At 70.3% G+C, this 10,398-nt stretch carries 9 protein-coding genes and 2 pseudogenes; 6 read left to right on the top strand and 5 right to left on the bottom strand.

What is annotated here, in order from left to right; all coding sequences use genetic code 11:
• On the bottom strand, positions 1-307 hold a 307-nt coding region (locus CEK69_RS21365; RefSeq protein ID WP_226975244.1), incomplete at its 3' end, for a response regulator.
• A gap of 115 nt (positions 308-422) precedes the next feature.
• On the opposite strand from CEK69_RS21365, the gene CEK69_RS20245 reads away from it, so the two are divergent.
• Positions 423-1,730, top strand: a complete 1,308-nt coding sequence (locus CEK69_RS20245) for an ATP-binding protein (RefSeq protein ID WP_152247596.1) — start codon at positions 423-425, stop codon at positions 1,728-1,730.
• Positions 1,731-1,783: 53 nt separating this feature from the next.
• Here the strand turns inward: CEK69_RS20245 and CEK69_RS20250 are convergent.
• Positions 1,784-2,353 (bottom strand): annotated as a pseudogene (locus tag CEK69_RS20250) (isochorismatase family cysteine hydrolase); the annotation flags it as partial.
• A gap of 293 nt (positions 2,354-2,646) precedes the next feature.
• Between CEK69_RS20250 and mdoH the strand changes: the two are divergent.
• The 4 genes from mdoH to hemC all read left to right on the top strand — a co-directional run bounded on the left by mdoH (position 2,647) and on the right by hemC (position 7,118).
• Positions 2,647-4,596: a glucans biosynthesis glucosyltransferase MdoH gene (gene mdoH, locus CEK69_RS20255; protein WP_193314049.1), complete on the top strand. Its 1,950-nt coding sequence runs from the start codon at positions 2,647-2,649 to the stop codon at positions 4,594-4,596.
• 39 nt (positions 4,597-4,635) lie between these two features.
• The gene (locus CEK69_RS20260) at positions 4,636-5,301 is read left to right on the top strand and encodes an alpha/beta hydrolase (RefSeq protein ID WP_017907673.1); all 666 of its coding nucleotides are present in this window, start codon (positions 4,636-4,638) and stop codon (positions 5,299-5,301) included.
• Positions 5,302-5,389: 88 nt separating this feature from the next.
• On the top strand, positions 5,390-6,136 hold the full coding sequence (locus tag CEK69_RS20265; RefSeq protein WP_193314050.1) for a LytTR family DNA-binding domain-containing protein: 747 nt from the start codon (positions 5,390-5,392) through the stop codon (positions 6,134-6,136).
• A 58-nt stretch (positions 6,137-6,194) separates the two neighbouring features.
• Positions 6,195-7,118: a hydroxymethylbilane synthase gene (gene hemC / locus CEK69_RS20270; RefSeq protein ID WP_017916774.1), complete on the top strand. Its 924-nt coding sequence runs from the start codon at positions 6,195-6,197 to the stop codon at positions 7,116-7,118.
• A gap of 378 nt (positions 7,119-7,496) precedes the next feature.
• Here hemC and CEK69_RS20275 read toward each other — a convergent pair whose 3' ends face one another.
• Positions 7,497-8,291, bottom strand: coding sequence for a DUF481 domain-containing protein (locus tag CEK69_RS20275; RefSeq protein ID WP_017907670.1), 795 nt, complete (start codon positions 8,289-8,291; stop codon positions 7,497-7,499).
• Positions 8,292-8,471: 180 nt separating this feature from the next.
• Between CEK69_RS20275 and CEK69_RS20280 the strand changes: the two genes are divergently transcribed.
• Positions 8,472-9,443, top strand: a complete 972-nt coding sequence (locus tag CEK69_RS20280) for a YafY family protein (RefSeq protein WP_010341069.1) — start codon at positions 8,472-8,474, stop codon at positions 9,441-9,443.
• A 97-nt stretch (positions 9,444-9,540) separates the two neighbouring features.
• Here CEK69_RS20280 and CEK69_RS20285 read toward each other — a convergent pair whose 3' ends face one another.
• Both CEK69_RS20285 and CEK69_RS20290 read right to left on the bottom strand, forming a co-directional pair.
• The gene (locus CEK69_RS20285) at positions 9,541-9,957 is read right to left on the bottom strand and encodes a helix-turn-helix domain-containing protein (protein WP_017907669.1); all 417 of its coding nucleotides are present in this window, start codon (positions 9,955-9,957) and stop codon (positions 9,541-9,543) included.
• Between the two features lie 243 nt (positions 9,958-10,200).
• Positions 10,201-10,398 (bottom strand): annotated as a pseudogene (locus tag CEK69_RS20290) (hypothetical protein); the annotation flags it as partial.

Below are 10,398 nucleotides of genomic sequence, written 5' to 3' on the forward strand. Positions count from 1 at the left end.
CGACCGCGCAGGAAGCACTGGCGGTGCTGGAACGGCATCCGGACGTGGCATTGATCTTCAGCGATGTGCAGATGCCGCGCTGCGACGGCTTGAGCATGGTGCGCCAGTTGCGCCACCGCGGCATCTGCACATCGCTGAAGATCAATGCCACGTCCGGATGCCGTTCCAGCACCGCCAGTGCTTCCTGCGCGGTCGCCGCCGACAGGACCCGGTAGCCGTCGGCGGCCAGCATGGCGGCGGCCAACTCCCGGATCGTCTGGTCGTCCTCCACCAGCAGAATGGTGGTGGAGGCGGAGGTGACGCGCATAATGCAGGGATCGCTTTAATAAATAATCCACTGCAGCTTCACGATTCGTCGGTGAAGCGCTGGTGACGTCCCGCAAATCCCGATATTCTCGACCTTACTTACTGCGAGACGCAGCTTGACCACGCACGCCCACTATCGGCAGATCGTCGAGCTCTCCCACGACTGCATCAAGGAAGTCGGCCGCGACGGCGTCGTGCGCTCGATCAATCCCCACGGGTTGGCCCTGCTCGGCGTGTCCGACCCCGCCGACGTCGTCGGCCACAACTGGGTCGAGCTGTGGCCCGAGGACATGCGCTCGCTGACCCAGGGCGCCTTTGCTGCGGCGTTGGGCAACGAGCAGCGTGAATTCTGGGCGGAGCGCCCGTCGCTGGATGGACGGCGGCGCTGGTGGCACGTGATGGTCAGTCCGCTGGCCAACGCCTCGGCGCGGGTGGAAAGCGTGCTGGTGATCAGCCGCGACGTCACCCAGCAACACCAGGTCGAACAGGCCCTGCGCGCGCTGGGTCACCTCGCCCCGATCGAGGGCCGGGGCGACACGATGGACGCCGACGATGCCGCTGCGCTGGGCCGTCGCTGGCAGACCGAGCAGTCGCAGCTGCGCGGGCAACTGGACATCGCCCTGGCCGCGCAGCGCGTGGCCGAGCGCGCCATGACCCAGGCGCAGAAGGGCGAGGCGATCGGGCAGATGCTCGCCGGCGTGGTCCACGACTTCAACAACATGCTGCATACCGCGATCACCTCGGTGAGCATGGTCGCCGATCATCCGCAGCGCCTGCAGCCGGACCAGCAACGGCTGCTCGCCATCGCCAACGAGGCCTTGCAGCACGGCGCGGGCATGACCCGGCGCCTGCTCGGCTTCGCCCGCGCGCACCCGGTCAAGCCGATCTGGCTGGACCTGAACGCGCTGGTGACGCAGATGCAGCCGTTGTTGGCGCAGGCGCTGGGCGGCGAGATGCGCCTGCAATTGCTTGCATGCGCCGAGGTGACCACGACCTATGCCGACCGCAACGCGGTCGAGCAGGCGGTCATGAACCTGGCCCTGAACGCGCGCGACGCCAGTCGCCCCGGCGATGCGGTGACGATCCGCTGCGGCGCGCTGGAGGTGCCGCCGTCGCGCGCGGCGGCGATGCGCCAGCCCGGCCGCTACGTGACCCTGGCGGTCAGCGACCAGGGCGAGGGCATGTCCGATGCGGTCAAGTCGCGCCTGTTCGAGGCGTACTTCACCACCAAACCCGAGGGCAAGGGCACCGGTCTTGGGCTGGCCCAGGTCTATGGGCTGGTGCGCCAGGCTGGCGGCTTCGTCGACGTGGAATCGGAGCTGGGCCGCGGCACCACCATCACCCTGGCGTTCCCGTTCGTGGCGCGGCCGCTCGGCGACGAGGGCGAGGGCGCCGACCCGATGTCGGTGCCGACGGCGGAGTAACCCCCGCTCATCCGCCTGCGCGCCGGCAGCCGGTCGCTGATGCGCACCGCGAAGGCCTCGCGCAGCACCTGCAGCGCGCGTTGCTGGCGCCCGGCATCCAGCGCCGCGCAGCACGAGGGCGGCACCTGCACCTGGAAATCGCGCATGCGCGCATCGATCGCGGTCGCCAGCACGCAGGCGTCGGTGGCGATGCCGGTGACCAGCAGGCGGGTGGTCTGCAGCCGCGCCAGCAGCAGGGCCAGGGCCGAACCGAGGAAGGCCGAGTGCTTGGGCTTGAGCACGTAGTAGTCCTGCGGGCGCGGCGCCAAGTAGGCGGCGATACGTGCGCCGCGCTGCTTCGGGTCGGCGCACAGGGTCCACAGGCCTTCGAAATCGGTGCGCCAGTCGGCGAAGTTGTCGTTGGCGAACAGCACCGGCCAGCCGCGGCGATGGAAGCGCGCGCGGAGCTGGGCGATGCGCTCGGCCACCGGGAGTGCGGCCTCCGCCAGCCGTGCGCCGTCCGGGAAGTCGAAACGGCTGATCATGTCCACGATCAGCAGCGCCGGCGCCCCGTGCGGCGTCGCGGGTTGCCGCTGGGTGCGTGTGCGTCGCCGGGCGGGCTGGCGCATGCGTCGATCCTCCATTGCCGGACTGGCTTCATGGTCGGCGCGACGGGTGAAACGCGGGTGAGCGCAGGTGACGGCGGCATGGCTGAACGGATCGGCCGGCGCCACCTCGGCGGCGCCGCTGGCCACCTTCGCGAAAGCTTACTATTTAGGGTTTACATTGACTGGCGTCCTTGCCCGTCGACAGGAGAGCACGTGGTACCAACTGGCGAACACAACCAGGCGCGCGTGGCCGCGGCGGCATCCGCCGTGCCGTCCGCCCGCGGCATTTCCCGATGGCGCTGCGGCGCCGGACGCGGTCGGCGGATCGCATGAGCACGGTCGCCCCCACACCGGTCGTGCACGTCGATGCTCCCCTGGATGCCGGCCACGCGGTCCTGCCGCCCGAGGCGCCGCTGGCCATGCCGCTGCAGTCGCTGCAGGAAGGCAAACTGCGCAACACGCGCCTGCCCAGCACCCCGGTCGGGATCGGCTGGCGGCGCTTCTACGTGTTCGGCACCACCGCGGCGATGACCGCCTACGCCAGTTGGCTGATCGGCAAGGTCTTGGTGATCGGCGGCGTGAGCGTGCTCGAAGCCTGTCTGATGGTGCTGTTCATCCCGTTGTTCGCCTGGATCGCGCTGTCGTTCGTGAGCGCGCTGGCCGGCTTCTTCACTCTGGTGTTCGGCAAGGGTCGCAAACTCGGCATCGATCCGGACGCGCCGCTGCCGCAGGTGCGCAACCGCACCGCGCTGCTGATGCCCACCTACAACGAGGATCCGCACCGGCTGATGGCCGGCCTGCAGGCGATCTACGAGTCGGTGGCGGCCACCGGCCAGATCGAGCGCTTCGATTTCTTCATCCTCAGCGACACCACGCGCCCAGCCATCGGCGCGGAAGAAGAGAAGGTGTACGCCGAGCTGGTGGAGCGCGTCGGCGGCAAAGGCCGCCTGTTCTACCGGCGCCGCGCCAGCAATGCCGGGCGCAAGGCCGGCAACATCGCCGACTGGGTACGCCGCTTCGGCGGCGCCTATCCGCAGATGCTGATCCTGGACGCCGACAGCCTGATGACCGGCGACAGCATCGTGCGCCTGGCTGCCGGCATGGAGGCCAACCCCGACGTCGGCCTGATCCAGACCCTGCCGGAAGTGGTCAACGGCAACACCCTGTTCGCGCGCATGCAGCAGTTCGGCGGCCGCGTCTACGGCCCGGTGATCGCCTTCGGCGTGGCCTGGTGGCACGGGGCGGAAAGCAACTACTGGGGCCACAACGCGATGATCCGCACCGAGGCCTTCGCAGCGCAGGCGGGCCTGCCGTCGCTGCCCGGGCGCAAGCCGTTCTGCGGCCACGTGCTCAGCCACGACTTCGTCGAAGCGGCACTGATGCGGCGTGGCGGCTGGGCCATGCACATGGTGCCGTACCTGCAGGGCAGCTACGAGGAAGGCCCGCCGACGCTGACCGACCTGCTGGTGCGCGACCGCCGCTGGTGCCAGGGCAACCTGCAGCACTCCAAGGTGGTGCGCGCGCGCGGCCTGCACTGGGTCAGCCGCATGCACATGCTGATCGGCATCGGCCATTACTTCACCGCACCGATGTGGGGCATGCTGATGCTGATCGGCATCGCCATTCCGCTGCAGAACGGCGGTTTCGACCTGGTCGCCTCGGTGATCTCGCCGTTCTCGCCGGCGCGCTACTGGCACCAGCAGGACTCCACGCGGGTGGCCTGGGTGTTCGCGGTGACCATGTTCGTGCTGCTGGCGCCGAAGGTGATGGGCTACTTCGCGATGCTGCTCAAGCCCGGCGAACGCCGCGGCTGCGGCGGCGGGCTGCGCGCCTTCGCCAGCATGCTGCTGGAAACGCTGCTGGCCGCGCTGATGGCGCCGGTGGTGATGTACGTGCAGTCGCGCGGCGTGGCCGAGGTGCTGGCCGGCAAGGACTCGGGCTGGGACGCGCAGCAGCGCGACGATGGCCGCATTTCGTGGTCGGCGCTGTTGCGCAGCTACGGCGGACTGAGTGCGTTCGGCCTGCTGATGGGAGGCATGGCCTATGCCGTGTCGCCGTCGCTGGCGGCATGGATGGCGCCGGTGGTGATCGGCATGGCGCTGGCGGTGCCGGTGGTGGCGATCAGTTCCTCGCGCGCCGCCGGCCTGTGGCTGCGCAAGCTGCGCATCCTCGCCATTCCCGAGGAGTCGCAGCCGCCGGCGGTGCTGCTGCGCGCCGCCGAACTGCGCCGCGAGGCCGCCGCACGCCGGGCCGAGGCCGAGGCGCAGGCCCAGGGCTGACGCCGGCATACTATCCGGCCTCATTCATCGGGAACCGACATGCTGGAGACAGTGGAACACGAGACCGGCGCCGCGCCGCGCTGGACCGTCCTGTGGCTGCACGGCCTGGGCGCCGACGGCAACGACTTCGCGCCGCTGGTGCCGGAACTGGTGCGGCCGCACTGGCCGGCGCTGCGCTTCGTGTTCCCGCACGCGCCGGTGCGGCCGGTGACGGTCAACAACGGCGTGCGCATGCGCGCCTGGTACGACATCGTCAGCATGGACTTCTCCAACCGCGCCGACAGTGCCGGCGTCGCCGAATCGGTGGCGCAGGTCGAGGAACTGATCGCGCGCGAGGACGCGCGCGGCGTGCCGGCCGAGCGCCTGCTGCTGGCCGGCTTTTCCCAGGGCGGCGCGATCACCCTGGCCGCCGGCCTGCGCCGCGAACGGCCGCTGGCCGGCCTGATCGGGCTGTCCACCTACCTGCCGGAACTGGAGAGCGTCGCCAACTGGCACGTCCCGGCGGCCCTGCGGCAACCGCTGTTCATGGCCCACGGCCAGGGCGACCCGGTGATCCCGCAGACCTACGCCGAGCGTACCGCGCAGACCCTGCAGGCGCTGGGCATGCCGGTGCAGTGGCGACGCTATCCGATGGCGCACCAGGTCTGCGCCGAGGAAATCGCCGACCTGGGCGACTGGATGGACGCCTGCCTCGCCGGCAGCTGATTGCAGCGGCCGCATGGCGGCATGGTGCGATGCCGATGGCGGGCGCCGGGAACCAGGGCTAGTATCGGCCGCAGCGCACGCCAGTCGAGTGACGGAGGTCTGGGTGAAGGTGCTGATCGCCGACGACGAACCCCTGGCGCGCGAACGCCTGCGCACGCTGCTGGCTGCGCATGCCGGCGTGGAAGTGGTGGCCGAAGCCGACAACGGCATGGACGCGCTGCACGCCTGCGCCGCGGCGCAACCGGACCTGGTGCTGCTGGACATCGCCATGCCCGGCCTCGACGGCCTGGAAGCCGCGCGCCATCTGGCCACCTTCGAACCGCGCCCGGCCGTGGTGTTCTGTACCGCCTACGACGCGCATGCGCTGTCCGCGTTCGAGGCGGCGGCGATCGACTACCTGATGAAGCCGGTGCGCGCCGAGCGCCTGGCCGCGGCCCTGCAGCGCGCCAGGACGTTCATGGCCGGACGCGGCAACGGCGACGCCGCGGCGCCGGCCCCGCAGCGCCGCACCCACCTGTGCGCGCGCCTGCGCGGCAGCCTGCGGCTGATCCCGGTCGACGACATCCACTACCTGCAGGCCGAGGAAAAGTACGTGGTGGTGCACCACGCCCGCGGCGAGGACCTGATCGAGGAATCGCTGCGCGCGCTGGAGGAGGAATTCGCCGAGCGCTTCGTGCGCATCCACCGCAACTGCCTGGTCGCGCGCCACGAACTGGTGGAACTGCGCCGGCTCGGCGAGGGCCAGGTGCAGGCGGTGCTGCGCCATGGCAAGCAGCCGCTGGAGGTCAGCCGGCGCTGCGTGGCGCAGCTGCGCAAGGAGATCCACCAGCGCTGACGCCGCCCGGGCCGCCCGCGTGCAGCGGCGGACAGCGGCTTTCCGCGATAATGCGCGCATGAAGATCCTGCGCATCGCTACCCGCAAGAGTCCGCTCGCCCTGTGGCAGAGCGAGCATGTCGCCGCCTGCCTGCGCCGCGCGCACCCGCACCTGGACGTGGTGCTGGTGCCGATGAGCACCCGCGGCGACGAAGTCCTGGACCGCTCGCTGGCGGCGATCGGCGGCAAGGGCCTGTTCCTGAAGGAACTGGAGCTGGCGATGCTGCGCGGCGAGGCCGATTGCGCGGTGCATTCGCTCAAGGATGTGCCGATGGAGCTGGATCCGCCGTTCGTGCTGCCGGCGATCCTGCCGCGCGCCGATCCGGCCGATGCGCTGATCTCCAATCTCTACGCCTCGCTGGACGCGCTGCCGCTCGGCGCGCGCGTCGGCACCTCCTCGCTGCGGCGGCAGGCGCAGCTGCGCGCGCGGCGCCCGGACCTGGAACTGCTGGACCTGCGCGGCAACGTCAACACGCGCCTGGCCAAGCTCGACAACGGCGGCTACGACGGCATCGTGCTGGCCTGCGCCGGCCTGCAGCGGTTGGGCCTGGAGGGGCGCATCACCCAGCGCCTGCAGGCGCCGGACTGGCTGCCGGCCCCGGCGCAGGGCGCCATCGCAGTGGAATGCCGCGAGGACGCCAGTGCCGCGCTGGCATTGTTCGCCGCGCTGGACGACGCCCCGACCCGCACCTGCGTGGAGGCCGAGCGGGCGATGAACCGCGCCCTGCACGGCAGCTGCCACGTGCCGGTGGCGGCCTTCGCGCAATGGCGCGGCGAGGACCTGCTGTTGCAGGGCCTGGTCGGCGGCGTCGCCGACGGGCGCCTGGTGCGCGCCGACCTGCAGCGCAGTGCGCAGGATCCGCAGGCACTGGGCCAGGCCGTGGCCGAGGCCCTGCTGGGTGCCGGCGCGCGCGAACTGCTGGATGTCGACCTGCCGGTCTGAGAGCGTGCGCAGTCCGCGCCAGCGACGGTGGGGGTCACCTGTCATGCAGCCGCGACAAGCGAAGCCGAAAGCGGACTGACACCCTCCGTCGTCGGGACTGAAGTCTCTCCCACAGTGCAGATCCCGGCAATGCCGGTTGCGCGCGTGGGGGAGCGGCTGCAGCCGCGATAGGCGTTACCGGGAAAGCCTGTCGCGGCTGACGCCGCTCCTGCAGGTGAGGTGCATTGGTCCCTGCGCGCCAACGCCATTGCGTGCCGTGCTGGCGGGGCGCGGCTGCAGCGGTTCCTGCGAGAAGCGAATCAACGGGTCAGCCCTGCGGCGTCGCGAGGCGACGCGCTGCCGTGCGCCAATCCCGAATCCCCACTCCCCAATCCCGGCTCACTTGAACTTGTAGACCAGATTCATCGTGGTCAAGGTATCGGTCTTCTTCTTGTCGTCGCTGACGTCGCTGTTGTAGCGCGCCTGCCAGCCGGCCTTCAGCGCCAGGCGCTCGTTCATGCTCACCGAGATGCCCAGGTCGTTCTGCGCGAAGGTGTTGTACGCGCCGGATTCGACCAGCAGGGTGTTGCCCAGTTCGGTGTTGCTGGTCAGGCCGTACTTGAAGTCGACCAGGCCGCGGCCGATCAGGCCGGTTTCGGTGCGGTCCTCGACCACGTCGTGGGCGCGGCGCACGCCGGGACCGATCTGCACGTCGATGCTGCGGCGGTCGCCGTCCATGATCCGGGTGCCGTAGCCGATGCCGATCGTCGCCAGGCGGTCGTAGGTGGCGAAGTCGTCGCGCTCGTAGCGCAACGAGGCGGTCAGCTGGCGGTGCTCGCCGAGCTGCAGCGCGCTGCCGGCGCTGCCGGTGTAGCGGTTGGAGGTGGTCTGGCGCTTGCGCGAGGTGGTGCCGTCCGGATTGGTGTCGGTGTACTCGGCGCTGGCGTGCAGGGCGAGCAGGTCCAGGCTGTGGATCCAGTCGCCGTCCACGTACTGGCCCTTGAGCCGGCCGTTGAGGCTTTCGTTGGTGCTGTTGCCGTGCGAGGAGGCGAAGCCCAGTTCGCCCGATCCGCTCCACGGCGAACTGGCCGGGTCCGTGGCTGTCGGTGAGGTGGCGACGTCGGCGGCCCAGGCCGGGGACGTGCTCAGCAGCAACAAAGCGATGGCGGATACGAGGGTGGCACGGCGGGACATGGCTTCTCCGGGGATGAGGACGCAGCCTTCGGCTAACGAAATGGAAACGATTTCATCATACCGGATCCACATGACACCCTGGCCGGCCCCGGACGCCGGCTTCATCGGCGGTTCGGGCGCGCAGCCGGCTGCCGCGCCAGGCAGGCGTTTTCCGCCGTCGACTCAGACATAATCGGGGCCATGGACCGCTACGAACGCATCAACGCACTGCACCGCCTGCTCAAGTCCGCACGCTACCCGGTGACGGTGGCGCGGCTGCAGGACGAACTGGGCTGCTCCCGCGCCACCGTCTACCGCGATCTGGCCTTCCTGCGCGATGCGCTGATGGCGCCGGTGGAGGGCGACGGCGAGGCCGGCTTCCGCTACGAGTCGGGGGAGAGCGACCGTTTCGAGCTGCCGGGCCTGTGGCTGAGTTCGGAAGAGCTGCACGCGCTGCTGGCCTCGCAGCAACTGCTGGCGCGCACCGGCGGCGGGGTGCTTTCCTCGGTGCTGGCGCCGCTGCAGCAGCGCATCGAAAGCCTGCTCGCCGCCCAGGCCGGGGCGACCCATTGGCCGGTGGAGCGGGTGCGGGTGATCCCGCACCGCGGCCGCAAGCTCGACGAAGCCAGTTTCCGCACCGTCGCCTCGGCGGTGCTGGAGCGCAAGCGCCTGTCCTTCGACTACCGCGCCCGCTCCACCGACGAATCGACCAAGCGCACGGTGTCGCCGCAGCGCATCACCCACTATCGCGACAACTGGTACCTGGACGCCTGGGACCATGGCCGCGACGCGGTGCGCAGCTTCGCGGTGGACCGCATCAACCACGCGCGCCTGCTCGACCAGCCGGCGCAGGACGTGGCCGACGCCGAACTGGATTCGCAGTTGGCGGCCAGCTACGGCATCTTCTCCGGCGCGCCCAAGGGCTGGGCCACCATCGTGTTCAGCCCCAAGGCCGCGCGCTGGGTCGCCGACGAGCACTGGCATTCCAAGCAGCAGGGTCGGTTCCTGGCCGATGGCCGCTACGAACTGAAGGTGCCCTACAGCGTCTCGCGCGAGCTGCTGATGGACGTGCTGCACTACGGCTCCGATGCGGAGATCGTCGAGCCGCGCTCGCTGCGCGAACAGGCCAAGGCGCTGCTGTCGCTGGCGCTGAGCAACTACAGCGACGACTGAGGCGTCGCCGCGCGCGCTGCGATAGCCCGCGTGGGAGCGGCTCCAGCCGCGACCGCGGCTTTACCGCCAATGCGTGTCGCAGCCTGGAGGTCGACGCCTACGCCGCATCCAGCGGTGCGCCGCCGCCGAGGATCACGCCGATGTTGCGTTCGATCCAGTCCACCAGCGCGTGCACGTGCGCCGCGGCTTCCTCGCCGAGCGGGGTCAGGTCGTACTCCACGTGCGGCGGCACCACCGGGTAGGCGGTACGCTGCACCAGGCCGTCCGCTTCCAGCGCCTGCAGGGTCTGCGACAGCATCTTTTCGCTGACGCCTTCCAGGCTGCGGCGCAGATCGCCGAAGCGATGGGTGCCCTTGCGCAGGGCGACCAGCACCAGCACGCCCCAGCGGCTGGTGACGTGGCTGAGCACGGCCCGGGACGGGCAGTTCTGCGCGAACACCTGGCCGCGCAGCTGGGTCGCGTCCGCGCAGCCGCGCGGTGCTTCGTCGAGAGGTTCGGAGAGGACGCTGGCCAAGCGGTGCACCTGTCTGTGGGGGAGGGCGCCCCGATCATACGGGCCGCGCCGGGTGCTTCGCTGAGCGAAGGATGATCGTGGTGCCGGTGCAGACCATGCCCGGTGCGGCGGCGTGGCGGCGTTGGATGGTCGCAGTAAGGGGCCTGATGTGGCCCGAACGGCACACGGGCGCGCGGCGTGCGCCAGCCCAGCGCAATGCGGATCGGCTCGTCCGCGTCGCAGCCGGCTGCGACGGGAATTGCTTCAGGGCTTGTTCGGCACTTCGAAGCCGAGCTTGCCGACCTGGTCGCGGCGCTGCGCCACGCGCTTGAGCTTGTCGATGTTGACCCCGTACTGGTGGTCCAGCTTGTCGACCAGTTCGCGGTACTGCTTGTGGACCATGGTTGGTGAACGCTCGCACACCCTGGCGTGCACCGGGGCCGGATCGTCGATCGCGGCCCA

The organism is Xanthomonas sp. LMG 12462 (genome assembly GCF_009192885.1).
GTDB lineage: Bacteria > Pseudomonadota > Gammaproteobacteria > Xanthomonadales > Xanthomonadaceae > Xanthomonas_A > Xanthomonas_A sontii.